This window comes from Pseudomonas sp. TH15, from assembly GCF_016651105.1.
In the GTDB taxonomy this organism is placed as follows: domain Bacteria; phylum Pseudomonadota; class Gammaproteobacteria; order Pseudomonadales; family Pseudomonadaceae; genus Aquipseudomonas.
The window spans coordinates 3,770,028-3,795,782 of sequence record NZ_JAEKEL010000001.1; the positions used below are offsets into that span (position 1 = coordinate 3,770,028).

Here is a 25,755-nt window from a genome sequence, read left to right on the forward strand (position 1 = left end):
TTCAGTGAAATCCCTTGGGCAGCTTCTACAGGTTGTGCGTGTTTGCAATTCTGGGTGGTGGTTGGCTAATATACGATCCATATACACTTCGTATCGGATTTGAATATGGGTATCGTAAAAATTTCAGAAGACATGCACGAGAACTTACGCGTTGCGAGCAATGCGCTGAGCCGCTCGATCAATGCCCAGGCCGAGCACTGGATGCGCATCGGGATGCTGGCCGAATTGCACCCTGATCTGGATCACAGCGATATCTGCCGCTTGCTGATTCGTGCGGAACAGGCGGGCGGCCTTGATTTGCAACAACTGACTCAGGAAGCCGTCAGCGCATGAGAAACCAGATCAAGATCAACACCCCGGCCGACATCGCCCAATCGCGCGCTGCCGGTAAACTCGCCGCCGAAGTGCTGGCGATGCTGGTGCCGCACGTCAAGGCTGGCGTCACCACCGATGAGCTGGATCGGCTGTGCAACGACTACATCGTCAATGTGCAGAAAGCCGTGCCGGCCAACGTCGGTTATCACGGTTTTCCGAAAACCGTCTGCGCGTCGGTCAATGATGTGGTCTGTCACGGCATCCCGTCGGGCACGCCGTTGAAGGATGGCGATATCGTCAACCTCGACATCGCCGTGATCAAGGACGGCTGGTTCGGCGACACCAGTCGCATGTACGTGGTCGGTGAGGCAACGCCTGAGGCGCAGCACCTGATCAAGACCACTTACGAGGCCATGTGCGCGGGTATCCGCGTGGTCAAACCGGGCGCCACCTTGGGCGATATCGGTCACGCGATCCAGACGCTGGCGGAGAAGGAAGGCTTCAGCGTGGTGCGCGAGTACTGCGGCCACGGGATCGGCAAGGTCTACCACGATGAACCGCAGATTCTGCATTACGGCTTCCCGAATCAGGGCATGAAGCTCAAGGCCGGGATGATTTTTACCGTGGAGCCGATGCTCAATGCCGGCAAGCGTCATGTGAAGAACATGCCGGATGGCTGGACCGTACTGACCAAGGATGGCTCGTTGTCGGCGCAGTGGGAGCATATGGTCGCGGTGACTGAAACGGGCTTCGAAATCCTCACGGCGTGGCCGGATGAGATCGAAGGCTATCGCGCTATTGTTTGATACCGCGTCGTCTGTTCCCCTCACCCTAGCCCTCTCCCGGAGGGAGAGGGGACTGATCGAGGTGTTCTTTCGAGGTGCGTCGACGTGGGATACCGAGTCGCCCCGGATTTTGAATAGCACGAAGATCAGCTCCCTTTCCCCCTCGCCCGCCTGGGGGAGAGGGCTGGGGGTAAAATCTCACGGACAACTCGCTATCAGTGAGAACCGGCAGCCTTGTTGAGGTCGCTCTCGGTCCATTCGGTGTAGACGCAGGCGTCTGCAGTGGCCCAGCGCACTTGCACCGGATCTCCGGCCTTGAGCGGCATGCCCGCCGCCGACAGTGCCTTCACCGTCATCGAAGTCCCGCCCGAAGTCACCACGCTGCACGTTTGACTCTCGCCGAGGAACAGCACTTCCACAACCTTGGCCGACACTTCGTTCCAGCCGGCGGCCAACGGTTCCTGAGTGGCTTGTTCGACGCTCAGTGCCAGGGCTTTTTCCGGGCGGACCATCAGCAGCACATCCTGATCGGTATGCAGGCCGGCAGTCAGGCGAATCGATAGTGACTGACCTTCAAAACTGGCTGCCGCATTGCCCTGGGCCTTGAGCTTGAGGAAGTTCGAGTTGCCGAGGAACGAGGCGACAAACGCATTCGGCGGGTTCTGGTACAGGTCGTAGCCGCTGCCCAAACCGACGATTTTGCCGTGGCTGAAAATCGCAATGCGTTGGGACAGGCGCATGGCTTCTTCCTGATCGTGGGTCACGTAGACGATGGTGATGCCGAGGCGCCGATGCAGCTGACGCAGCTCATCTTGCAGATCCTCGCGCAGCTTTTTGTCCAGTGCGCCGAGGGGTTCGTCCATCAGCAGGATGCGCGGTTCGTACACCAGCGCCCGAGCGATCGCCACGCGCTGTTGCTGGCCGCCGGAGAGTTGCGAAGGGCGGCGATGGGCGAACTGTTCCAGTTGCACCAGTTTGAGCATCGCATCGACCCGACGCTCGCGCTCGGCGCTGGCCAATTTGCGAATCGCCAGCGGGAACGCGATGTTGTCGCGCACCGACAGGTGCGGGAACAGCGAATAACGCTGGAACACCATGCCGATATCACGCTTGTGCGGCGGCACGTTGACCAGCGATTGGCCGCTGACCAGGATCTCGCCGCTGCTCGGTGTTTCGAAGCCGGCGAGCATCGACAGGGTGGTGCTTTTGCCGGAGCCGCTGGAGCCGAGGAAGGTCAGGAATTCACCGTCCTGGATGTCCAGCGAGATGTTGTCCACGGCGGCAAAGTCGCCGTAGTGCTTGTTCAGGTTGCGCAGGCTGACCAGGGTCTTGTTGTTCTGCTGCGCAGGGTCTTTGATCACGGCACTCATTACTTACTCCTGGGCGCTCAGGCGCTGATTGCATTGCGCCGGCGCAGGGCGGCGGCGATCACCATGACCAGTACCGACAGGCCGATCAGCAGCGTCGAGGCGACGGCGATCACGGGTGTCAGGTCCTGACGCAGGGTGGTCCACATTTTTACCGGAAGGGTTTGCAGGGTCGGGCTGGCCATCATCACGCTCAGCACCACCTCGTCCCACGACACCAGGAAGGCGAACAGCGCACCGGCGACCATGCCCGGACGGATCGCCGGAAAGGTCACCTTGAACACCGCTTGCAAGCGCGACGCACCGCAGATCACCGCTGCATCCTCGATCGACTGATCGAACAGCTTCAGCGAGTTGATGATCGAGATGATGGTGAACGGCAGAGCAACAATCACGTGGCTGACGACGAAGGCAAACATCGTCCCGGTGTAACCGAGTTTGAGAAACAACGCGTACACCGCCACCGCGATGATCACCAGCGGCACGATCATCGGCAGGGTGAACAAACCGTAGAGCATTTCCCTGCCAGGGAAGCGGCCGCGCACCAGGGCGAAAGCGGTCGGCAGGCCGAGGGCCACGGAGAAAATAGTGGTCAGCACCGCGACCTTGAGGCTGGCGAACGCAGCGTTCATCCAGTCGGCGTTAGAGAAAAACTGGCCGTACCATTTCAGCGTCCAGCCCGGCGGTGGGAACACCAGCCACTGGGAGGAACCGAACGACAGCAGCACGATGAACACAATCGGCAACAGCAGGAACAGCGCGATCAGGCCGGTGGTGAAATACAGGCCGAACCGCATGCGCCGGCTCATGGCATTGGGGGTCAGGAGCATGACGGCTTACCTCGCGTTGCTGGCGCCAACCGGGGATTCCGGCTGAAGCTTCAGGTAGAAGTAGAACAACACCAGCGTGATCACAATCAGCAACGCGGCACCCGCACTGGCCAGGCCCCAGTTAAGGAACGACTGCACCTGCTGGATGATGAACTCGGGCAGCATCATGTTCTGCGCACCACCGAGCAGCGCCGGGGTGACGTAGTACCCGAGCGACATCACGAACACCATCAAGCCACCGGAGAACAACCCCGGCCGGCACAGCGGCAGGAACACCCGGAAGAAGTTGGTCCAGGGGCTGGCGCCGCAGATCGAGCCGGCTTGCAGGATCATCGGGTCGATGGCCTGCATGGTCGCCTGCAACGGCAGGACGATGAACGGGATCATGATGTAGCTCATGCCGATCACCACGCCGGTCAGGTTGTGCACCATTTCCAGCGGCTGATCGATGATGCCCATGGCCATCAGCGCCTTGTTGATCACCCCGGAGGCTTGCAACAGCACCAGCCACGAATAGGTCCGCGCCAAGAGGCTGGTCCACATCGAGAGCAGCACGATGCTGAGGATCCAGCGACCCCAACCGCGCGGCACCAGGGTAATCGCCCAGGCCAGCGGAAAGCCCAGCAGCAGGCTGAACAACGTCACCAGCCCGGCCACCGAAAAGGTGTTGAGCAAGACCCGCGCATAAGCCGAGTTGGCGAACAATTGCTGGTAGTTGCCAAGGCCCGGTTCCGGCTCAAGCACACCGCGCAGCAGCAAACCGATCAACGGCGCCAGAAAGAACAGGCCGAGGAACAGCAGGGCGGGGACCAGATTGCCGGCCCCGCGCCAACGCTGAACCAGCGAAGGGGTTTGCTTCATCACAGCCGCCTTGCCAGGAGCGCCAACGGCGCTCCCGATCGGAGTGGATGGACGGGACGCGGCCGTCATTTTCATTTGACCAGCCATTCGTTCCACCGTGTCGCGATGGCCGAACCGTTTTTGGCCCAGTACGCGAAGTCTAGAGTGATCTGATCCTTAGCGTAGGCAGTCGGCAGGTTCGGGGCCAGTACCGAGTCCAGGCGCGCGACGCTGTCGACGTTGACCGGGGCATAGGCTGTCAGGTTGGAAAAATCCGCCTGACCCTTGGCGCTGCTGGCGCTGGCCAGAAACTTCATGGCCGCCGCTTTGTTTTTCGTGCCTTTAGGGACCACCAGAATGTCGGCCATGACCAGGTTCTGTTTCCAGCTCACGCCGACCGGTGCGCCGTCTTCTTGCAGGGCGTGAATTCGACCGTTCCAGAACTGACCCATGCTGACTTCACCGGAGGCGAGCAACTGCTGCGACTGCGCGCCGCCGCCCCACCAGACAATGTCTTTCTTGATGGTGTCGAGTTTCTTGAAGGCACGATCCAGATCCAGCGGGTAGAGCTTGTCGGCCGCTACGCCGTCGGCCAGCAAGGCCAGTTCAAGCACGCCAGGACTCGGCCATTTGTACAGGGCGCGTTTGCCGGGGTAGGTTTTGGTGTCGAACAGGGCGGACCAGTCCTGGGGTTTGGCGGCGCCGAGCTTGCCTTCGTTGTAGCCGAGGACGAAGGAGAAGAAGAACGAACCGACGCCGTAATCGGAGACAAAGCGCGGGTCGATCTTGTCGCGCTGGATCGCGGTGAAGTCCAGGGGTTCGAGCAAGCCTTCGGCGGCGGCGCGCAGGGCGAAATCGGCCTCGACGTCGACCACATCCCACTGCACGTTGCCGCTTTCGACCATGGCTTTGAGTTTGCCGTAGTCGGTCGGGCCGTCCTGGACGACAGTGATGCCGCTGGCCTTGCTGAACGGATCGGCCCAGGCCTGCTTCTGCGCATCCTGGGTACTGCCGCCCCAGCTGACGAAGTTGACGCTTTCAGCCGCGATTGCCGCGTGGCTGACTGTGGCCAATAAACCTGCAAAAAGAATTGCAGTTGCACCTTTGTTCAACACCATTTTCACGCCCTCATTTGTTGTGTTTTTGAGCGGGTTGTTGATGCCCGCCTATCGGGAGCAGTAGGTCCATCGGGGCCTTAAAGGCGACCGTGCCAAGGGCTTTTGTTTGTGCTGTCCCTGGCGGGCGCACTTGGCAAATTTGTCCGGCCTATGGAATATCATATTATGGTATTCCAAACTTTGTGCAAGCACTTTGCCTTACCGGCTATCAGGCAGAAGTGGGTTTTTTTGGTCGGGTTAACTCAAATATTGGCTGGTTAAGAGATGGAGCGAACAATGAATTACCTGTGGCGAGGGAGCTTGCTCCCGCTGGGCTGCGCAGCGGCCCCAACAATGGGACTGCTGCGCAGTCCAACGGGAGCAAGCTCCCTCGCCACAAAAGCTCATTAACACCATCAAAAATCTGGATTCACTCGGTAAACGGGATGCTCTCAACCACTTCCAGGTCGTAACCAGTCAAACCGGCGTACTTCAATGGCGGGCCCAAGTGACGCAGCTTGCCCACGCCAAGGTCTTGCAGAATTTGTGCCCCGGTGCCTACTTCAGAATAGATGCGCGACTGTGAGCGGCTGAACTGCCGAGGCGGCTGGGTCAGTTGCGGCACCCGCTCCAGCAGCGCTTGCGACGACTCGTGGTTGGCCAGCACCACCACCACGCCGCGACCTTCTTCGGCCACGCGCTGCAACGCTGCCCACAGCGTCCAGTTCGACGGTCCGCTGTACTGCGCGCCCACCAGATCGCGCAGCGGATCGATCACATGCACGCGCACCAACGTCGGTTCATCCCGGCGCACATCGCCTATGACCATCGCCATGTGCACGCCGCCCTCGATTCGGTCTTCAAAGGTGATCAGCCGGAATACGCCATGCACCGTCGGCAGCTCCCGTTCGCCGATGCGCACCACGGTGTGTTCGGTGCTGAGGCGGTAGTGAATCAGGTCGGCGATGGTGCCGATCTTGAGCCCGTGCTGGCGCGCGAACACTTCCAGATCCGGGCGCCGGGCCATGGTGCCGTCATCGTTCATCACTTCAACGATCACCGAGGCCGGTGTGAGGCCGGCCAGGCGCGCCAGGTCGCAACCGGCTTCGGTGTGCCCGGCACGGGTCAGCACGCCACCTTCCTTGGCCCGCAACGGGAAGATATGACCTGGTTGCACAATGTCGGCGGGACCGGCGTCGGAGGCGACGGCAGCTGCGACTGTACGCGCGCGGTCAGCAGCGGAGATGCCGGTGGTCACGCCGATGGCGGCCTCGATAGAGACCGTGAACGCCGTGCTGAACACGCTGGCGTTGGTCGGCACCATTTGCTCCAGGCCCAGGCGCTGACAGTGTTCATCGGTCAACGTCAGGCAGATCAAACCACGGGCCTCGCGGGCCATAAAGCTGATGGCTTCGGCGGTGCAACAATCGGCGGCGATCAGCAGGTCGCCTTCGTTTTCGCGGTCCTCGTCATCGACCAGGATCACCATTTTGCCTTGGCGATAATCTTCGATGATTTCTTCGATGCTGTTGAAGGCCATGCTGGGATTCTCGATGATTGATGGATACGTAATGTGGTATACCATAATACAAAATAAACCGAGAGGTCACTATGAAGGCGTACTGGATTGCTCACGTGGATGTCACCGACCCCGATCAATACAGCCACTACACCCAGCGCGCGCCAGCGGCGTTCGCCTTGTACGGCGGGCGAATCCTGGCGAGGGGCGGGCGCAGCGAGGCGATGGAAGGTCGGCAGACGCCGCAGCGCAGCGTGGTGATTGAGTTCGAGAGCTACGAAAAAGCCGTGGCGTGCTACCACTCGGCGGCGTACCAGGAAGCGAAAAGCTACCGCGAGGAATGGGCAAAGGCAGAAATCATCATCGTCGAAGGCATCGCCCCTATCTAAGCAACACCACTACAACCCTGTGGGAGCGAGCCTGCTCGCGAAAGCGGTCGTTCATTCAACATTTGTATCGACTGACCCGACGTCTTCGCGAGCAGGCTCGCTCCCACCGGGGAATAGGCAGTCCTCAGCGGATAAAGTGAATCCTGCCGCTGTCGTCGTTGCCGATATAGATGCCATAGACCCCGGCCTGGCGTTCCTCGATGTAGCGTTCAAGGATCTGCCGGATTGCCGGGTAGTAGATGCTTTCCCAAGGAATGTCCTCGGGCGCGAAGAATTTGTAGTCCAGGGTTTCCGGGCCGTACTGGCCGGTGATCTCCAGCGCGATGGCGCGGAAGATGATGTACACCTCGCTGATCTTCGGCACGCTGAAGATCGAGTAGGGTGAGAGGATTTCCGCGCGAACGCCGCTCTCTTCCCAGACCTCGCGCAACGCTGCCTGCTCGGTGGTCTCGCCACCTTCCATGAAGCCCGCCGGCAAGGTCCAGGTGCCCGGACGCGGCGGGATCGCGCGTTGGCACAGCAGGTACTTGCCGTCCTGCTCGATGATGCAGCCGGCGATGATTTTCGGATTGATGTAGTGGATGTAGCCGCAGGCGCGGCACATCAGGCGCTCGTGCGTATCGCCCGGCGGCAGTTGGTGACCGAGGTCACTGCCGCCACACTTTGGGCAAAAGCTCGGGCTGAACATGTTCAGCGACCTATGCGCGGTTCTTTGAGCGCGATAGGGGCGGTGATTTCAGGCATTTCACCGGTCTCTTCCTGCTTGCTCTTGAGGTAATCGAGGGCAACCTTGGCGGCGGAGCGCACGTGATCGACGCAAGCCTGGTGGGCGACCAGCGGATCACCGCTCTTGATCGCCTCGACCATGCGTTCCATTTCCTGGTTGCTGGCGCCGCGACGGTTTTCCTGGGACACCGAGGTCGCCCGCAGGTAGCTGATGCGCGCCTGCAACTGGCGCAGTTGCGTGGCCGCGACATGGTTGCCGGAGCCTTCGAGCAAGACGTCGTAGAAACCTTGAACCGAATCGATCACCTGTTGCAGTTCGCCGTCCTTGAGGGCCTCGCGGTTAACCTCGAGGGCTTTTTCCAACGCCTTGATGTCCTTGGCCTTGGCGCGCAGGGTGAACAGCTGGACGATCAGGCCTTCGAGCACGCAACGCAGCTCATAGATATCGCCGGCGTCGGACAGGGTAATGATCGCAACCCGTGGGCCCTTGGCATCGGCGAACTCCACCAGGCCTTCGGATTCCAGGTGACGCAAGGCTTCACGCACCGATGTGCGGCTAACGCCCAGGCGATCGCACAGATCGCGTTCGACCAGACGGTCACCCGGCAGGAGCTGGAAGTTCATGATGGCGCTTCGCAGTTTATCCAGCACGATTTCGCGCAGGGTAATGGGGTTGCGATTGACCTTGAAGCTGTCGTCGAGTGGCAGGCGTTTCATGGGGTCCGCTCTGAGTGTGGCTGTCCATGCAAAAGAGTACTTCGATCCAGGATCATCCGTGCTCGGTCAGATCAAACAGCCAAGGGTTAACTTGAGGCCTCGGCATCGGCTTCGGCGAAGGCTTCACGGGCAAGCCGGAAACTGTCCACGGCAGCGGGCACTCCGCAATATATGCCGACCTGAAGCAGAATTTCGCGTATTTGCTCACGACTCAGGCCGTTACGCAAGGCGCCGCGCACATGCAGCTTGAGTTCGTGCGGCCGGTTGAGGGCCGAGATCATGGCCAGGTTTATCATGCTGCGTTCTTTAAGCGACAAACCCTCCCGGCCCCAGACATGGCCCCAGCAGTATTCGGTGACCATCTCCTGCAACGGTCGGGTGAAGTCGTCGGCGTTGTCGAGGGAGCGCTGCACATAGGCTTCGCCCAGCACTTGAGTGCGGATCTTCAAGCCTTTTTCGTACTTCTCGTTGTTCATCTCTATGCCTCACATGCAAGCCCGCTCCCACAAGGGGTTTGTGTAAACCCGTCAGCCCAGCGTGGGCAGCGGGCCCAGCTTGCCTTTGTGGTAGATCATCGGCGTCACCGGCTGCTCGGGCAGGATCAGGTTCTTCACCGCGCCGACGATGATCGCGTGGTCACCGCCGTCGTATTCGCGCCACAGTTCGCACTCGATGATCGCCGTGGCCTTGCTCAACAACGGGTTGCCCAGCGCGCTCAAATGCCAGTCGATGCCATTGGCCTTGTCCTTGCCTTTCCCGGCAAAGGCGTAGGCCTCGGCGGTCTGGTCGGCGGACAGCAAGTGAATCGCAAACTGCTTGCTGTCGCGCAGGATCGGGTACGTATCTGAAGCATAGTTGGGACAGAACAGCACCAGCGCCGGGTCGATCGACAGCGCACTGAAGGCGCTGGCAGTAATGCCGACGATGCCGCCGTCCGGGTCCAGGGTGGTGACCACCGTGACCCCGGACGGGAACGAGCTCATGACTTCTTTATAAATGCCGGGTTCGATCATTTCGCAGACTCCTAGCGCATCACAAACGGATCAGGCATGGGTGCCTGAGAAAGGTTGATCCACACCGTTTTCAGTTCGGTGTAGGCCAGCACCGAATCGATGCCGCTTTCGCGTCCATAGCCGCTGTTCTTGAACCCGCCAATTGGCGCCATGGCCGACACGGCTCGGTAGGTGTTGACCCAGATGATCCCCGAGCGCACATCCCGAGCCAGGCGATGGGCGCGGCCCAGGTCGCGGGTCCAGATGCCGGCGGCGAGGCCGAACTGCGAGTCGTTGGCAATTGCCAGCGCTTCGGCTTCGTCCTTGAAACGAATCACCGACGCTACCGGGCCGAAGACTTCTTCCTGCATGATCTTCATCGAATTGCTGTCGCATTCGAACAGCGTCGGCTCATAGAACCAGCCGTCACCCAGATTCTGCGGACGCTTGCCGCCGAGCTTCAGGCGCGCGCCTTCGGCAATCGCGTCGGCGACCAAACCTTCGACCACCGCCAATTGCTGCGCCGTGGCCATCGGGCCCATTTCGCTGGCGTCATCCTGTGGGTTGCCGATGCGGATACGCTTGGCACGTTCCACCAGACGCTCGACGAATTCGTCGTAGATTTCGTCTTGAACCAGCAGTCGCGAACCGGACACACAGCTCTGGCCCGAGGCGGCATAGATTCCGGCGATGGCGCCGTTGATGGCGCTGTCGAGGTCGGCGTCGGCGAAGATGATGTTCGGCGACTTGCCGCCCAGTTCCAGCGACAGCTTGGCGAAGTTTTCGGCGCTGCTGCGCACCACATGCCGCGCGGTGGCAGCGCCGCCGGTGAAGGCGATCTTGCGAATCAGCGGATGGCGGGTCAGGGCCGCGCCAGTGCTCGGGCCGTACCCGGTGACCACGTTGACCACACCCGGCGGAATGCCGGCTTCGAGGGCCAGTCGCGCCAGTTCGAGGATGGTTGCCGAAGCGTGTTCGGACGGCTTGATCACGATGGTGTTGCCCGCCGCCAGGGCTGGCGCGAGTTTGATCGCGGTCAGGTACAGCGGGCTGTTCCAGGGAATAATCGCCGCGACCACGCCCATGGCTTCGTGCACGGTGTAGGCAAAAAGGTCGGGCTTGTCGAGGGGCAGGGTGCCGCCCTCAAGCTTGTCGGCGAGGCCGGCGGTGTAGTGGAAAAACTCTGGCAGGTAGCCAACCTGGCCACGGGTTTCGCGAATCAACTTGCCGTTGTCGCGGCTTTCCAGTTGGGCCAGTTGCTCCTTGTTCTCGGCGATCAAGTCGCCCAGACGCCGCAGCAGTTTGCCGCGAGCAGTGGCGGTCAAGCTGCGCCATGCCGGGCCGTCGAAGGCAGTTTGCGCCGCTTGCACGGCGCGCTCGACGTCGGCCTCATCCGCATCGGGCAGTTCGGCCCAAGGCTGGGCCAGCGCCGGGTTCAGGCTTTCAAAAGTCTTGCCGGACAGGGCATCGACCCATTCACCGCCGATGCACATCTGGAAGCGTGCGAGTGTCATGCAACGATCCCCTTTATAGGTTTTTGTTGGGCGTGCGCAGTGTCGAGAAACTCCAGCAACAACTGGTTGACCAGGCGCGGCGACTCTACCGGCATCATATGCCGTTGCTCGGCGAGTACGGCAACTCGCGCGCCGGGAATACGCTCGGCCAGTTGCTCGGCCATTTGCGGCGTCGAGCCCGGATCGAGTTCACCGGTCGCGACCAGCGTTGGCGCCTGAATGCTGCCGAGGTCTTCGGCTCGGTACATGTCCTGGGTGGCGAACAATTCGTAAGTGGTCAGGTAACCCTGCGGATCATTGCCGGCCAAGGTCTGGCGCAGGGCGGCGATTTGCGCCGGGTTGGCCGCTTGGTATTCACGACTAAACCAACGCGACAACGCGGCCTCGGCGTTGGCATCCGGCCCGTGTTCGGCGGCCTGAGCAGTGCGTTCGATGACGCCGGCGCGTTGTTCGGCGCTGCGATTGAACACGCTGTTGAGCACCACCAACCCTTGCAGGCGTTGCGGGTAGTGCAAGGCAAACGCCCGCGCCACCAGCCCGCCCATGGAGAAACCGATCACCGTTGCCTGGGGCAAGTGCAGATGATCGAGTAGTTCCAGCAACTGGTCGGCATAACCGAGCAGGCAGGTGCCACTTTGTGGTCGAGGACTGGCGCCGTGGCCGAGCATGTCGTAGGCGATCACGCGGTATTTTGTGGCCAGGCCAACGACCTGGCCGCCCCACATTTCTTTGTTCAGGCCCACGCCGTGGATCAAGACCACGGGCTGGCCTTGGCCGGTCGCCAGGTAACTGGTGCCAGCCGGGGTGCTTTCAGCGGTGAGCCGAATCATGGAGCGCTCCTGCATGCTTTTTTTATTGGTGTTGCACCGACGCAATTACTGGGCTTTTTCAGCGGCCAGTTCTTCCAGGTCGATGTAACGGTTGCCGATGCGAGGGTGCAGGCGGCCGCCATCGGCGCAACCCAGCACCACGACGATTTCGTCGGCACGCGGCGCGTCTTCGATCTTCATTTCCAGGGTGATGTAGTGCGAACGCAAGCCTTCGTCGTCCTTGTGCATCATCGGAATCTGGATCGACGTGCCCGGGCCACCGCGCTTGTTGGTGAAACTCAGGTAGCTCTTGGCTTTGACTGCTTCACGGTAGTGATTGCCGAAGCGCAGGGTGTGGATCACCGCAGAGGCGTGTTCGATCTCGCCGTCCGCACCGACTACAGCGGCTTTGCCATAGGCTTCAATCTTGTCTGCGCCGCCGATGATCTTCACCAGGCGTTCCACCATCAGCGCGCCGAGGTCGGAGCAGTTGGCGCGGATTTCCGGCTTCAAGTCTTCGACAAAGCCACGGCCCAGCCACGGGTTTTTCATCACCACCGCCAGGCCAACCATGGTCACCGGCGTGTCGGTGGCCTTGCCGCCTTCGATAAAGGTTTCTTCGACGTAGCTGACGATCTTGCGGATTTCGAAACTCATGGGCGGCTCCATATTCAGGGTAAGAGTGTCTGTGCGTATGATGGTATACCATAATACCGATCGTGCAAGTCCCTCTCACGAGTTTTGTCGCATCCATCCGGCGAATGGCGATGCATTCACCCGCAACCACAAATCCCCCAAACACCACTGACCCTTGTGGGAGCGAGCCTGCTCGCGAAGAGGCCCTTGCAGTCGCCATCTTCATCGGCTGACCCACCGCATTCGCGAGCAGGCTCGCTCCCACAGAGAAATTCATTCGTTACAGGGGGCCGCTTTTGGTTAACAAAACATAACGTGGCGTCGATTGTCAGACCTTTCCAAAGCCCGATAGGATAAGCCAGCTTCCGAAGGGGCTCTGGATTGCGGGTTTCAGGACTATGCTCCTGAACAGCCAATCGCCACGAGCACCCCTTACGGCGCCCTGAAAGGTTGAACGACCTAACAATAATAATGGGGGAAGGTCTATGAGTGAGCCTGTCATGGGTGTGGGTATTTGCCGCCCGCCGGCATTACGCAAGTTCGCGTTGCTGGCTACAGCGCTCTCGCTGTTGGGCTGCGCCGTGTTGTCGGCACCGGTGATTGCCGCCGACGCGCAAGCAGCCGATACGGTGTATGCCGTTGAATCCGCCAAGGCTGCCAAAAGCCTGATGCTCGATGTCGTCCACGCTGGCAAACGCCTGGTGGCGGTCGGGGATCGTGGGCATATCCTGTATTCCGATGACCAGGGCGCGACCTGGACCCAGGCCAAAGTGCCGACCCGGCAACTGCTGACGGCGGTGTTTTTTGTCGATGACAAACACGGCTGGGCCGTCGGGCATGACGCGCAAATCCTCGCCAGCGAAGACGGTGGCGTTACCTGGACCAAACAATTCGAAGACCTGAAACGCGAAGCACCGCTGCTCGATGTCTGGTTCAAGGACGTCAACAGCGGCTTTGCCGTGGGTGCTTATGGCGCGTTGCTGGAAACCACTGACGGCGGCAAGAACTGGGCAGATGTCAGCGACCGCCTCGACAACACCGACCAGTTCCACCTCAACGCCATTGCCGCGGTCAAGGATGCCGGGCTGTTTGTCGTCGGTGAGCAGGGCAGTATGTTTCGCTCCGCTGATTGGGGCCAGACCTGGGAAAAGCTCGAAGGTCCGTATCAAGGTTCGCTGTTCGGCGTGATCGGCACGGCGCAGCCCAACACCTTGCTGGCCTACGGGCTGCGCGGGAATCTGTTTCGCTCCACCGATTTCGGCACCACCTGGGCGCCGATCGAGTTGAAGGCCGCACGCGGCATGCTGGAGTTCGGCCTGTCCGGCGCGACGTTGCTCGATGACGGCTCCATCGTGATCGTCGGCAACGGCGGTTCGGTGATCAGCAGCAGCGACAACGGCGAAACCTTCACGGTGTTCAACCGCCCGGACCGGATTTCCGTGTCGGCGGTCACTGCCGCAGGTAACGGCAATCTGATTCTGGCAGGACAGGGCGGCGTTCGCGCCACTTCGCCAACCGGCGCCGAGCTCAGCAAATAAGCCGGGCCACATAATAAGAAGGGCGGAGACATGACATCCATGACAAGTCATCACCAAGACAAGGCGACGTTTCTTGAACGCCTGATTTTCAACAACCGCCCGGCAGTGATCGTCATCTGCCTGCTGGTGAGTATTTTCCTGTTCTGGCAGGCGACGCTGATTCGGCCGTCCACCAGTTTTGAAAAAATGATCCCGCTCGAACATCCGTTCATTCAAAAGATGATGGAGCACCGCAACGATCTGGCAAACCTCGGCAACACGGTGCGGATCTCGGTGGAAGCCACCGACGGCGACATCTTCTCCAAGGAGTACATGGAGACCCTGCGCCAGATCAACGATGAGGTGTTCTACATCTCCGGCGTTGACCGTTCCGGCCTCAAGTCGCTGTGGAGCCCGAGCGTACGCTGGACCGAGGTGACGGAGGAGGGCTTCGCCGGTGGTGAAGTGATTCCGCAGAGCTACGACGGCTCCCAGGAAAGTCTCGATCTGCTGCGCAACAACGTACTGAAATCCGGTCAGGTCGGGCGGCTGGTGTCCAACGACTTCAAGTCGAGCATCGTCGACATCCCGCTGCTGGAGTCCTACCCGGACCCGCAAGACCAGGGCAAGTTGCTGGCACTGGACTATCGCCAGTTCTCCCACGAACTCGAAGACAAGATCCGCAACAAGTTTGAAGCCCAGAACCCTAACGTAAAGATCCACATCGTCGGTTTCGCCAAGAAAGTCGGCGACCTGATCGATGGGCTGGTCATGGTGGTGATGTTCTTCGGCATTGCCTTCGTTATCACCTTGATCCTGCTGTACTGGTTCACCAACTGCATGCGCAGCACCGTGGCGGTGTTGAGTACGACGCTGGTGGCGGTGGTCTGGCAACTCGGGTTGATGCACGCCTTTGGTTTCGGGCTCGATCCGTATTCGATGCTGGTGCCGTTCCTGATCTTCGCCATCGGTATTTCCCACGGCGTGCAGAAAATCAACGGGATCGCCTTGCAGTCCAGCGAGGCCGATAACGCACTAACCGCCGCGCGGCGAACCTTCCGGCAACTGTTCCTGCCAGGGATGATCGCGATTCTCGCGGACGCGGTCGGCTTCATCACGTTGCTGATTATCGACATTGGCGTTATTCGCGAACTGGCGATCGGCGCGTCCATCGGCGTTGCGGTGATCGTGTTCACCAACCTGATTCTGCTGCCGGTGGCGATTTCCTACGTTGGCATCAGCAAACGTGCGGTAGAGCGCAGCAAAAAAGATGCGGTCCGCGAGCACCCGTTTTGGCGCCTGTTATCGAACTTTGCCAGCAAGAAAGTCGCCCCGGTTTCCATTGTCCTGGCCCTGTTCGCCTTCGGTGGCGGCCTCTGGTACAGCCAAAACCTGAAAATCGGTGACCTCGACCAAGGCGCACCAGAATTGCGTCCAGACTCGCGCTACAACAAGGACAACAACTTCATCATCAACAACTACTCCACCAGCTCCGACGTGTTGGTGGTGATGGTCAAGACCAAGGCTGAAGGTTGCTCGCGTTACGAAGCCATGGCGCCGATCGATGAGCTGATGTGGAAGATGCAGAACACCGAGGGCGTGCAGTCGGCGATCTCCTTGGTGACCGTGTCCAAGCAGATGATCAAGGGCATGAACGAGGGCAACCTGAAATGGGAAACCCTGTCGCGTAACCCGGATGTACTAAACAACTCCATCGCCCGGGCTGATGGCCTGTACAACAACAGCTGCTCCCTGGCACCGGTGCTGGTGTTCCTCAACGACCACAAGGCCGCGACCCTTGACCGCGCGGTGCATGCGGTGCAGGACTTTGCCAAGGCAAACAACAAGGACGGCCTGGAATTCATCCTCGCCGCCGGTAACGCCGGGATCGAAGCGGCGACCAACGAAGTCATCAAGGAATCGGAGCTGACGATCCTGATCCTGGTGTACATCTGCGTTGCGACCATGTGCATGATCACCTTCCGTTCCTGGGCGGCGACCTTGTGCATCGTGCTGCCGCTGGTGCTGACCTCGGTGCTCGGTAACGCCCTGATGGCTTTCATGGGCATCGGCGTGAAAGTCGCGACCCTGCCGGTGGTGGCGCTGGGTGTGGGGATTGGCGTGGATTACGGCATCTACATCTATAGCCGTCTGGAAAGCTTCCTACGTGCCGGCCTGCCGCTGCAAGAGGCGTATTACCAGACGCTGAAGTCCACCGGTAAAGCCGTGCTGTTCACCGGTCTGTGCCTGGCCATCGGCGTGTGCACCTGGATCTTCTCGGCCATCAAGTTCCAGGCCGACATGGGCTTGATGCTGACCTTCATGCTGTTGTGGAACATGTTCGGCGCACTGTGGCTGCTGCCGGCGCTGGCGCGGTTCCTTATCAAACCGGAGAAACTGGCGGGGCAGAAGGGCAATTCGTTGTTTGCTCACTGATCAGTCGCTGAAACAACAAAGCCGCAACTCAGGTTGCGGCTTTTTTATGCCTGACGGCTTCACACAAATCCAATGTGGGAGCGAGCTTGCTCGCTCCCACAGGGGTTCAGTGCTGGTTTGTAGGATCTGTGCCGAGCACGACATTCAAAGCACTGCGTGCATCATCGAGCTGCACCAGCGTCGCATGCCGCGCACCCAGCGCATCACGATTCTCGATAGCGGTCAGAATCGCCTTGTGCCGTGGCAACGCCAGTTCATGCAGGTTCGGTCGCTGGTTGGAATGCTTCAACGCTTCGGCAATCGCCACCGACAACATGTTGCACAGGTTGGCCAGCAAGTCGTTGTGGGTCGCATCGGCGATGCGACTGTGGAAGTCCAGGTCCGGCTGCAACAGCGCTTCGGGCGTCGGTGCGGCTTCCATCCGTTGGTAGGCTTCGCCGATGGAGGCGATGTCCGCGTCGGTAGCGTATTGCGCGGCGAGGGCTGCAGCGGCCGGTTCGATGATGCTGCGCACGCTGGTTAGCAGGCTGAAGAATTCATTTTGCGGGCTGCTTTGCATCAGCCAGTGCAGCACATCCGGATCGAGCATGTGCCATTCCTTGCGCGCCTTGACCACCGTGCCGACCCGCGGACGGGAATACACCAGGCCCTTGGCGACCAACACCCGGGTGGCTTCGCGCAATACCGGACGACTGACCGCGTACTCTTCGCACAACAGGGCTTCGGCGGGCAGTTTGTCGTCGGGCTTGAAGCGTCCGGAGACGATCTGCATGCCCAGTTCCTGGACAATGCGCGAGTGCATGCTTTTGCGGTCGGAGGGTTTGCGGTAATCCATGGGGAACGGCGCGATCCTGGGCGATGGGGGTTTGGCGCATGATAGCAGGCACGACACAATCATGAGGCAGATACACAAGCCAAATGTGGGAGCGAGCTTGCTCGCGAAAGCGGTGGGTCAGGCAACTGTATGTTGACTGACACTCCCTCTTCGCGAGCAAGCCCGCTCCCACAGGGGAATGCATTCCAATGTAGGAGCTGCCGCAGGCTGCGATCTTTTGATCTTAATGGGAATGCCGCGGGACTTCGGAGCCGCGGCAGCCGACGAGGAAGTCAAAGTCGCAGCCCTGATCCGCCTGCAGCACATGGTCGATGTACAGCTGACGATAACCACCGACGATCAACTGCGGCGGTGGTTGCAGATCGGCCATCCGCGCCGCGAGTTCAGCATCCGGAATGTCCAGGTGCAGCCGCCCGTTGGCGCAGTCGAGCTCAATAAAGTCGCCTTCCTTCACCACCGCCAAAGGCCCGCCTGCCGCGGCTTCCGGTGCAACGTGCAGCACAACGGTGCCATACGCCGTGCCGCTCATGCGCGCGTCGGAAATCCGCACCATGTCGGTCACGCCCTGGGCCAGCAGCTTGGCCGGCAAACCCATGTTGCCGACTTCAGCCATGCCCGGATAACCCTTTGGTCCGCAGTTTTTCATCACCAGAATCGAGTTGGCATCCACGTCCAGTTCCGGGTCGTTGATCCGCGCCTTGTACATGTCGAAGTTCTCGAACACCACCGCACGCCCGCGATGTTGCATCAGTTCAGCACTGGCGGCGGACGGCTTGAGCACCGCACCCAGCGGCGCGAGGTTGCCGCGCAGCACGCAGATGCCGCCGTCGGCGCGGATCGGGTTGTCGAGGGTGCGGATCACTTTATCCTGGCCGTAGATCGGCGCGTCCTTAGTGTTCTCGCCGAGGGTCTTGCCGTTGACCGTCAAGGCGTTCGGATTCGGGATCAGATTGGCTTCACCGAGGCGGCGCAATACCGCCGGCAAACCACCGGCGTAGTAGAACTCTTCCATCAGGAAACGCCCGGACGGTTGCAGGTCGACGATGGTCGGCATGCCGCGCCCGATGCGGGTCCAGTCGTCCAGGTCCAATTCAACGCCGATGCGCCCGGCGATGGCTTTCAAGTGGATGACGGCGTTAGTCGAACCGCCGATGGCGGCGTTCACGCGAATGGCGTTTTCGAAGGCTTCCTTGGTCAGGATCTTCGACAGCTTCAAGTCTTCGCGGACCATCTCCACCGCGCGCATGCCGGACATGTGCGCCAATACATAACGCCGCGCATCCACTGCCGGAATCGCCGCATTGTGGGGCAGGGAAGTGCCGAGTGCTTCGGCCATGCAGGCCATGGTCGACGCGGTGCCCATGGTGTTGCAGGTGCCAGCCGAGCGGGACATGCCGCCCTCGGCCGCAAGGAAATCGTCGATGGTAATGGTGCCAGCCTTGACCTGTTCGCTGAGCTGCCAGACCACCGTGCCCGAGCCAATATCCTGGCCTTTGTGCTTGCCGTTAAGCATCGGCCCGCCAGTGACGACGATCGTCGGCACGTCACAACTGGCCGCGCCCATCAGCAAGGCCGGGGTGGTTTTGTCGCAACCGGTCAGCAGCACCACGCCGTCAATCGGGTTGCCGCGAATCGCTTCTTCAACGTCCATGCTCGCCAGGTTGCGGGTCAGCATGGCGGTGGGGCGCAGGTTCGATTCGCCGTTGGAAAACACCGGGAATTCCACCGGGAAGCCCCCAGCCTCGATCACGCCGCGTTTGACGTGCTCGGCAATCTGCCGGAAGTGCGCGTTGCACGGGGTCAGTTCTGACCAGGTGTTGCAGATGCCGATGATCGGCTTGCCGTGGAACTGGTGGTCGGCGATGCCCTGATTCTTCATCCAGCTGCGGTACATGAAGCCGTTCTTGTCGGCGGTGCCAAACCATTGGGCGGAGCGCAGGGTGGGTTTCTTATCAGACATGATCGCCTCTCTTATTGTATGACTATATTGTTCAATATGAGGGATAACATAAGCGCAAAAACGGCGCTTTGGAAGCGTTGTTGCTTAATTAGTATTACTATATAGTCGGTTTCAACGGAGGGATTGGCCCTGGCGGTTTTCCGCGAGAGGCGTCCCCCGAGGTTCTATAACAACAACAATCGGAGACCGACCCCATGAGCGAGGAACTGCGGCTTATTCGTCGCATCACGCTGAAACTGATTCCCTTCCTGATCCTGCTGTACCTGATCGCCTATGTGGATCGCTCCGCCGTCGGCTTCGCCAAGTTGCACATGGGCGCGGACATTGGTATCGGCGACGCCGCCTACGGCCTCGGTGCCGGGCTGTTCTTCATTGGCTACTTCCTGCTGGAAATTCCCAGCAACCTGATGCTCGAACGTTTCGGCGCGCGGCGCTGGTTTGCGCGAATCATGATCACCTGGGGCGCCATCACCATCGGCATGGCCTTCGTCCAGGGACCGCACAGTTTCTACGTGATGCGCTTTCTGCTCGGCGCCGCTGAAGCCGGGTTCTTCCCGGGCGTTCTGTACTACATCACCCAATGGTTCCCGGTACGCCATCGCGGCAAGATCCTCGGGTTGTTCATCCTCTCCCAACCCATCGCGATGATGATCACCGGCCCGGTGTCCGGCGGTTTGCTCGGCATGGACGGCACCCTCGGTCTGCATGGCTGGCAGTGGCTGTTTATTGTCATCGGCACCCCGGCGATCCTGCTGACCTGGCCGGTGCTGCGTTACCTGCCCGACGGCCCGCAACAAGTGAAATGGCTGGACCAGGCCGAGAAGGACTGGCTGACCGGCGAACTGAAAAAAGACCTCGCCGAATACGGCCAGACCCGCCATGGCAACCCATTGCATGCATTGAAAGACAAGCGCGTGTTGCTGCTGGCGCTGTTCTACCTGCCGGTGACGTTGAGCATCTATGGTTTGGGCTTGTGGTTGCCGACGCTTATCAAGCAGTTCGGCGGCAGTGACCTGGTGACGGGGTTCGTGTCCTCGGTGCCGTATATCTTCGGGATCATCGGTTTGCTGATCGTCCCGCGCAGTTCCGACCGCTTGAATGATCGCTACGGCCATTTGGCGGTGCTGTATGTGCTGGGCGCCATCGGCCTGTTTCTCAGCGCCTGGCTGACATTGCCGGTGGCGCAACTGGCGGCGCTGTGCCTAGTGGCGTTCGCACTGTTTTCCTGCACGGCGGTGTTCTGGACGTTGCCGGGACGGTTCTTCGCCGGTGCCAGTGCGGCGGCGGGGATTGCGCTGATCAACTCGGTGGGCAACCTCGGCGGTTACATCGGGCCCTTCGTGATCGGCGCGTTGAAGGAATACACCGGCAATCTGGCGTCGGGGTTGTACTTTTTGTCTGGGGTGATGGTGTTTGGGCTGGTGCTGACGGGGGTGGTTTACCGGCTGCTGGAGCGCAAGCATGTGCTGCCGGCGGATCAGTTTGCGGCCAGTGCTCGGGGCGCGACTCGTACCTGAAATATCACACAAATCCCCTGTGGGAGCGGGCTTGCTCGCGAAAGGGGCATCACATTCAGCATCTGTGGTGACTGACACACCGCCTTCGCGAGCAAGCCCGCTCCCACAGGGGGGCTGCGGCGTTTTCGAGATTTGTTTACAGGAGAAAATCATGCGTTTAGTTCAGTTCGAATTGATTAACGGCGAACGCCGGGTTGGTGTGGTCGAAGCCGGTCAAGTGTTGGAAGTGAAGGGCGCGTACACAGTCCGCGACCTGGCCCTGGCGGCGATCGAGGCGGGCATCAATCTTGAGCAACAGGTGCAACACCAGGGCCTGCGCGTCAGTCATGACTATGCCGAGTTGCTGAGTAGCTTGCGTATCCTTCCACCTCTGGATCACCCGGACCCGGCGCATATGCTGGTCAGCGGCACCGGCCTGACTCACCTAGGCAGCGCTTCGGCCCGCGACAAAATGCACCAGCAAACTGGCGATGAAGCGGCGATGACCGACACCATGCGCATTTTCAAGTGGGGCGTGGAGGGCGGTAAACCGGCGGCCGGCCAAGCGGGCGTGCAACCGGAATGGTTCTACAAGGGCGACGGCAGCATCGTGGTTCGACCGGGCCAGCCGTTCCCGCTGCCACCGTTCGCCGAAGACGCCGGAGAAGAGCCGGAGCTCAGCGGCCTCTACGTTATTGGCCACGACGGCAAGCCGTATCGCCTCGGCTACGCGGTGGGCAACGAGTTCTCCGACCACGTGATGGAGCGCAAGAATTACCTCTACCTCGCGCACTCGAAATTGCGCAGTTGCAGCTATGGTCCGGAACTTCGGGTCGGTGAACTGCCTCAACACCTGGCAGGCACCAGCCGCATCCTGCGTGATGGTGAGGTGTTGTGGCAGAACGAGTTCCTCAGCGGCGAGGCCAACATGTGCCACAGCCTTGAAAACCTTGAATACCACCACTTCAAATACAGCCAGTTCCTGCGACCGGGGGACGTGCACATTCACTTCTTCGGCACCGCGACCCTGTCCTTCGCCGACGGCATTCGGACCCAACCGGGTGACGTGTTCGAAATCAGCCAGGGCGAATTCGGCGCACCGCTGGTCAACGGCATTGTGCCGATTGCAGCGACTTTTGAACCGGACAGCATCGGCACCCTTTAAGGAGATCCCATGACTCAGATTCTCGGTCACAACTACATCGGCGGTCAGCGCAGCGCTGCTGGCGACGTCAAACTGCACAGCGTTGACGCCAGCACCGGCGAGCAACTGCCACACGATTTCATTCAGGCCACGATGGAAGAGGTCGACGCCGCCGCCAAAGCCGCCGCAGCTGCCTACCCGGCTTATCGCAGCCTCAGCGCGGAACGCCGCGCGCAGTTTCTCGATGCGATTGCCGATGAACTCGACGCCCTTGGCGATGATTTCGTTGCGGTGGTCTGCCGCGAAACTGCGTTGCCGGCCGGGCGCATTCAGGGCGAACGCGGTCGCACCAGCGGGCAAATGCGGTTGTTCGCCAAAGTCCTGCGCCGTGGCGATTTCTACGGCGCGCGAATTGATCTGCCGCTGCCGGATCGCCAGCCATTACCACGCCCGGATCTGCGCCAATACCGCATCGGCCTCGGCCCTGTCGCGGTATTCGGTGCGAGCAACTTTCCGCTGGCGTTCTCCACTGCGGGTGGCGATACCGCGTCGGCACTGGCCGCCGGTTGCCCAGTGGTGTTCAAGGCCCACAGCGGTCACATGGCGACAGCAGAACTGGTCGCCGATGCAATCATCCGAGCGGCGGAAAAAACTGCGATGCCCGCCGGTGTGTTCAACATGATCTACGGCGGCGGAGTTGGTGAAGCGCTGGTTAAGCATCCGGCGATTCAGGCGGTAGGCTTTACCGGTTCGCTCAAGGGCGGTCGCGCCTTGTGCGACATGGCCGCCGCACGGCCGCAACCGATTCCGGTGTTCGCCGAGATGTCGAGCATCAACCCGGTGATCGTGTTGCCTCAGGCTCTGGCGGTCCGGGCTGAAACCATCGCACGTGACCTGACGGCGTCGGTCGTGCAGGGCTGTGGTCAGTTCTGTACCAATCCGGGGTTGGTGATTGGCATTCGTTCGCCGCAGTTCAGCGCGTTCGCGCAACTGGTGGCGGGGTTGATCGGTGATCAGCCGGCGCAAACCATGCTCAACGCCGGGACGTTGAGCAGCTATGGCAAGGGTCTGCAAAAGCTTCTGGCGCATCCGGGTATTGAGCATTTGGCCGGTAGCCCGCAACAGGGTAATCAGGCGCAACCGCAGTTGTTTAAGGCGGATGTCAGCCTGTTGATCGATGGCGATGAAGTCTTGCAGGAAGAAGTGTTTGGTCCGACCACGGTGTTCGTAGAAGTCGCGGATCAGGCGCAGCTCAGCGCCGCGTTGAACGGGCTGCACGGGCAACTGACGGCGACGATCATTGGCGAGTCGGCAGACTTTGAACAGTTCAACGAACTGACGGCGTTGCTGGAGCAAAAGGTCGGACGAATCCTGCTTAACGGCTATCCGACCGGCGTGGAAGTCTGCGATTCGATGGTTCACGGCGGGCCGTATCCGGCGACGTCCGATGCACGCGGCACCTCGGTGGGCACCTTGGCCATCGACCGTTTCCTGCGCCCGGTGTGCTTCCAGAACTACCCCGACAGCTTGCTGCCTGAGCCCTTGAAAAACGGCAACCCGCTGCGAATTCAGCGCTTGGTGGACGGCAAACCCTCGCGCGACGCGCTCTAAGTCACACCACAAAAACCTGTGGGAGCTGGCTTGCCAGCGATAGCAATCTGTCAGACACATCTATGTTGGATGTGCCGCCGCCATCGCTGGCAAGTCGAATCGTCGCACCGCAGCTCCCACAGGGTTCTCCAGCGACAATGAGCTATCATTGCCGGTTTCCCCCTGAAAGACTTGATTGCCATGACTGCCCAAACCCTTCTCAACGCCCTCGAACACTGCGGTATGGTCGAAATCGACGGCCTGCATGCCTTCGAATTCGCCCTCGACGAAGACGACAACCTGCACATCGAATGCATCGATGGTCGAGCGGCCAAGCATTGGGAGTTCACCCCCGCGCAGGTTGAAGCGGCCACGTTTGATGAAGATCTGCAGAGCTGGCTGGTCATGGGTTATGCCAGCGACACCAAAACCACCGGCGAACACCGCCTGGTCTGCCTCGGCGATGTAGTCAGCAGCAGCGATGATGAGGATGAAACTGATGAAAATGCGTAAATTCTGGCCACTGCTGATGGCGGGCAGCGTCGGCGCCATGGGCGTTCAGGCTGCAACCGTCGATGATTATCAACTGCTGGTCGGCTCTTACACCGCGGGCCAGAGCCAGGGGATTTATCGCCTGAACTTCGACAGCGCCACCGGGCAGATCGACGCCAAGCCACTGCAAGTGGTCAAGAGCGAAAATCCGTCCTGGCTGACCGTGTCCAAGGACCAGCATCACCTGTTTGTGGTCAATGAAAACGGCCCGGGCCAGAAAGATCCGGTCGGCCGCGTCAGCAGCTATGCGATCGATCCGAAAACCCACGCGCTGAGCCTGATCAATCAGGTCCAGAGTCTGGGCAACGAGCCGACCCATTCGAGCCTCAGCGGCGATGGCACTCACCTGTTCGTCAGCAACTACTCGGTAGTCGAAGATCCGGGCGGCACCCTCGCGGTGTTGCCGGTGGGCGCTGATGGCAAGCTCAAGCCTGTGGTGCAGATGAGCAGCCATCCGTCGAGCCGGGTCAACCCGGAGCGGCAGATGTCGGCCCACGTGCATTCGACGATTTCCTCGCCGGACGGCAAGTACGTGTTCTCCAATGACCTGGGGGCGGACAAGATCTTTGTCTACCACTTCAATCCCAAGGCCAATCCGCTACTACCGCTGACGCCAGCCACTCCGGCCTCGGTATCGCTGCCGGCGGGCAGTGGACCACGTCATTTGCTGTTCAGCGCCGATGGCAAGCACGCCTGGCTGAGCATGGAAATGAGCGCCCAGGTGGCGGTGTTCGATTACCAGGACGGCACACTGAAGCAAACCCAGATGGTCGATTTGGCGGCGGGGCAACCCACCTCCGACAAGGCCGGCGCTGCGCTTCACGCATCAAAGGATGGCAAGTTCCTCTACGTCAGCAACCGTGGTACCGCCAACCAGATGCTGGTATTTGCCATCGATCCGGCCACCGCCCAGCTCAAGGAGCTGCAGCGACGCTCGGTGGAGGGTGATCACCCGCGGGAATTCAGCCTCGACCCGAGTGGCAAGTTCCTGTTGATCGCCAACCAGAAAAGTAACGAGATTGTCGTCGTCGAGCGCGATGCCAAGACCGGTCTGCTCGGCAAAACCGTGCAGAAACTGCCGATGGATGCCCCGAGCGACCTCAAGTTCCTGGTGCGTCAATAGGCCGCAGGCCCCGGTTGATGGGGCCTGCACCCTAGTATTAATGAGATTGATATCCGCTAATGCTACAAAGCATTTCAAGGCGCGGACCCTCGGGGAGTAAGTTTGCTTCACGGCCTGACAAGGCAAGCAAGCTAACTAACTCCGAGGTATACCGCCATGAACTTCAATCTCTTCTCCATCATCGCTGCATCCGCTATCTCTGCCACCGTTGCCCTGCCAGCCAGTGCCAACGTTGAAATCAACAGCAAAAAATCTCACACCCAGAGCTACACCCAGAAATACCTGCAACAGAGCGCCAACTTCTATGCCGCGCTGGATCACAAAACCCAAGCCTGAAAGTCTGCACAAAACTCCCCTGTAGGAGCTGCCGAAGGCTGCGATCTTTTGATCTTCAACGTCAAAAGATCGCAGCCTTCGGCAGCTGCTACACGTGTGCGTGAAGCACAGTCATAGGTTTTCTCAACCGCGCAAATAGACCGGCTAAATAATCAACGAAGCTGATGTTCACTATGGCAAACCCTGAGTGGTTGCCTCAGCTGTTTTGATCGATCCTGTGGGCACTGAAA

25 protein-coding genes are annotated in these 25,755 nt (G+C 60.3%); 11 read left to right on the forward strand and 14 right to left on the reverse strand.

What is annotated here, in order from left to right:
• The first annotated feature begins 105 nt into the window (after positions 1-105).
• Both JFT87_RS16915 and map read left to right on the forward strand, forming a co-directional pair.
• Positions 106-333 carry a ParD-like family protein gene (locus JFT87_RS16915; protein WP_201203003.1) on the forward strand — a complete coding sequence of 76 codons (228 nt, stop codon included), beginning with the start codon at positions 106-108 and terminating at the stop codon, positions 331-333.
• Positions 330-1,121 (forward strand): type I methionyl aminopeptidase, encoded by a 792-nt coding sequence (map, locus tag JFT87_RS16920; RefSeq protein WP_103305742.1) that lies wholly within the window; start codon positions 330-332, stop codon positions 1,119-1,121. The genes JFT87_RS16915 and map overlap by 4 nt, the downstream gene beginning before the upstream one ends.
• Before the next feature lie 194 nt (positions 1,122-1,315).
• Here map and JFT87_RS16925 read toward each other — a convergent pair whose 3' ends face one another.
• The 5 genes from JFT87_RS16925 to ribBA form a co-directional block, all read right to left on the reverse strand.
• Complete coding sequence (locus JFT87_RS16925) at positions 1,316-2,470, reverse strand: ABC transporter ATP-binding protein (RefSeq protein ID WP_201203004.1); 1,155 nt, start codon at positions 2,468-2,470, stop codon at positions 1,316-1,318.
• A gap of 17 nt (positions 2,471-2,487) precedes the next feature.
• The gene (locus JFT87_RS16930; RefSeq protein ID WP_201203005.1) at positions 2,488-3,297 is read right to left on the reverse strand and encodes an ABC transporter permease; all 810 of its coding nucleotides are present in this window, start codon (positions 3,295-3,297) and stop codon (positions 2,488-2,490) included.
• 6 nt (positions 3,298-3,303) lie between these two features.
• Complete coding sequence (locus JFT87_RS16935; RefSeq protein WP_201203006.1) at positions 3,304-4,233, reverse strand: ABC transporter permease; 930 nt, start codon at positions 4,231-4,233, stop codon at positions 3,304-3,306.
• A complete protein-coding gene (locus JFT87_RS16940; protein ID WP_201203008.1) occupies positions 4,230-5,255 on the reverse strand; it encodes an ABC transporter substrate-binding protein in 1,026 nt (341 codons plus the stop codon). The genes JFT87_RS16935 and JFT87_RS16940 overlap by 4 nt, the downstream gene beginning before the upstream one ends.
• Positions 5,256-5,664: 409 nt before the next feature.
• A complete protein-coding gene (ribBA, locus tag JFT87_RS16945; protein ID WP_201203010.1) occupies positions 5,665-6,774 on the reverse strand; it encodes a bifunctional 3,4-dihydroxy-2-butanone-4-phosphate synthase/GTP cyclohydrolase II in 1,110 nt (369 codons plus the stop codon).
• A gap of 71 nt (positions 6,775-6,845) precedes the next feature.
• On the opposite strand from ribBA, the gene JFT87_RS16950 reads away from it, so the two are divergent.
• Entirely contained in the window at positions 6,846-7,142 is a 297-nt protein-coding gene (locus JFT87_RS16950; protein ID WP_201203012.1) for a DUF1330 domain-containing protein, read from the forward strand.
• A gap of 124 nt (positions 7,143-7,266) precedes the next feature.
• Here JFT87_RS16950 and JFT87_RS16955 read toward each other — a convergent pair whose 3' ends face one another.
• The 7 genes from JFT87_RS16955 to JFT87_RS16985 form a co-directional block, all read right to left on the reverse strand.
• The gene (locus JFT87_RS16955; protein WP_201203014.1) at positions 7,267-7,830 is read right to left on the reverse strand and encodes an NUDIX hydrolase; all 564 of its coding nucleotides are present in this window, start codon (positions 7,828-7,830) and stop codon (positions 7,267-7,269) included.
• Positions 7,831-7,832: 2 nt separating this feature from the next.
• Entirely contained in the window at positions 7,833-8,585 is a 753-nt protein-coding gene (locus JFT87_RS16960; RefSeq protein WP_201203017.1) for a GntR family transcriptional regulator, read from the reverse strand.
• Between the two features lie 86 nt (positions 8,586-8,671).
• Positions 8,672-9,061, reverse strand: a complete 390-nt coding sequence (locus JFT87_RS16965; protein ID WP_201203019.1) for a carboxymuconolactone decarboxylase family protein — start codon at positions 9,059-9,061, stop codon at positions 8,672-8,674.
• Positions 9,062-9,112: 51 nt separating this feature from the next.
• Complete coding sequence (locus JFT87_RS16970; RefSeq protein WP_201203020.1) at positions 9,113-9,598, reverse strand: flavin reductase family protein; 486 nt, start codon at positions 9,596-9,598, stop codon at positions 9,113-9,115.
• Between the two features lie 11 nt (positions 9,599-9,609).
• A complete protein-coding gene (locus JFT87_RS16975) occupies positions 9,610-11,091 on the reverse strand; it encodes an aldehyde dehydrogenase (protein WP_201203021.1) in 1,482 nt (493 codons plus the stop codon).
• Positions 11,088-11,921 (reverse strand): alpha/beta fold hydrolase, encoded by an 834-nt coding sequence (locus JFT87_RS16980; protein WP_201203022.1) that lies wholly within the window; start codon positions 11,919-11,921, stop codon positions 11,088-11,090. Before JFT87_RS16980 ends, JFT87_RS16975 begins: the two co-directional genes overlap by 4 nt.
• A gap of 45 nt (positions 11,922-11,966) precedes the next feature.
• Positions 11,967-12,557 carry an amino acid synthesis family protein gene (locus tag JFT87_RS16985; RefSeq protein WP_201203023.1) on the reverse strand — a complete coding sequence of 197 codons (591 nt, stop codon included), beginning with the start codon at positions 12,555-12,557 and terminating at the stop codon, positions 11,967-11,969.
• Between the two features lie 464 nt (positions 12,558-13,021).
• Between JFT87_RS16985 and JFT87_RS16990 the strand changes: the two genes are divergently transcribed.
• A complete protein-coding gene (locus JFT87_RS16990; protein ID WP_201203024.1) occupies positions 13,022-14,074 on the forward strand; it encodes a WD40/YVTN/BNR-like repeat-containing protein in 1,053 nt (350 codons plus the stop codon).
• A gap of 39 nt (positions 14,075-14,113) precedes the next feature.
• Positions 14,114-16,489 carry an efflux RND transporter permease subunit gene (locus JFT87_RS16995; protein WP_416195344.1) on the forward strand — a complete coding sequence of 792 codons (2,376 nt, stop codon included), beginning with the start codon at positions 14,114-14,116 and terminating at the stop codon, positions 16,487-16,489.
• A gap of 106 nt (positions 16,490-16,595) precedes the next feature.
• On the opposite strand, the gene JFT87_RS17000 is transcribed toward JFT87_RS16995, so the two are convergent.
• On the reverse strand, positions 16,596-17,324 hold the full coding sequence (locus tag JFT87_RS17000) for a FadR/GntR family transcriptional regulator (protein ID WP_201203027.1): 729 nt from the start codon (positions 17,322-17,324) through the stop codon (positions 16,596-16,598).
• Between the two features lie 223 nt (positions 17,325-17,547).
• Positions 17,548-19,284, reverse strand: coding sequence for an IlvD/Edd family dehydratase (locus JFT87_RS17005; protein WP_201203029.1), 1,737 nt, complete (start codon positions 19,282-19,284; stop codon positions 17,548-17,550).
• A gap of 194 nt (positions 19,285-19,478) precedes the next feature.
• Between JFT87_RS17005 and JFT87_RS17010 the strand changes: the two genes are divergently transcribed.
• The 6 genes from JFT87_RS17010 to JFT87_RS17035 all read left to right on the forward strand — a co-directional run bounded on the left by JFT87_RS17010 (position 19,479) and on the right by JFT87_RS17035 (position 25,525).
• Positions 19,479-20,801 (forward strand): MFS transporter, encoded by a 1,323-nt coding sequence (locus JFT87_RS17010; RefSeq protein ID WP_201203031.1) that lies wholly within the window; start codon positions 19,479-19,481, stop codon positions 20,799-20,801.
• 151 nt (positions 20,802-20,952) lie between these two features.
• The gene (gene araD1 / locus JFT87_RS17015; RefSeq protein ID WP_201203032.1) at positions 20,953-21,945 is read left to right on the forward strand and encodes an AraD1 family protein; all 993 of its coding nucleotides are present in this window, start codon (positions 20,953-20,955) and stop codon (positions 21,943-21,945) included.
• Between the two features lie 9 nt (positions 21,946-21,954).
• Positions 21,955-23,535, forward strand: coding sequence for an aldehyde dehydrogenase (NADP(+)) (locus JFT87_RS17020; RefSeq protein ID WP_201203033.1), 1,581 nt, complete (start codon positions 21,955-21,957; stop codon positions 23,533-23,535).
• Positions 23,536-23,715: 180 nt separating this feature from the next.
• A complete protein-coding gene (locus tag JFT87_RS17025; RefSeq protein ID WP_201203034.1) occupies positions 23,716-24,027 on the forward strand; it encodes a DUF5629 family protein in 312 nt (103 codons plus the stop codon).
• Entirely contained in the window at positions 24,014-25,189 is a 1,176-nt protein-coding gene (locus tag JFT87_RS17030) for a lactonase family protein (RefSeq protein ID WP_201203035.1), read from the forward strand. Before JFT87_RS17025 ends, JFT87_RS17030 begins: the two co-directional genes overlap by 14 nt.
• A 156-nt stretch (positions 25,190-25,345) precedes the next feature.
• Positions 25,346-25,525: a hypothetical protein gene (locus JFT87_RS17035; RefSeq protein WP_123514418.1), complete on the forward strand. Its 180-nt coding sequence runs from the start codon at positions 25,346-25,348 to the stop codon at positions 25,523-25,525.
• The last annotated feature ends 230 nt before the right edge of the window (positions 25,526-25,755 follow it).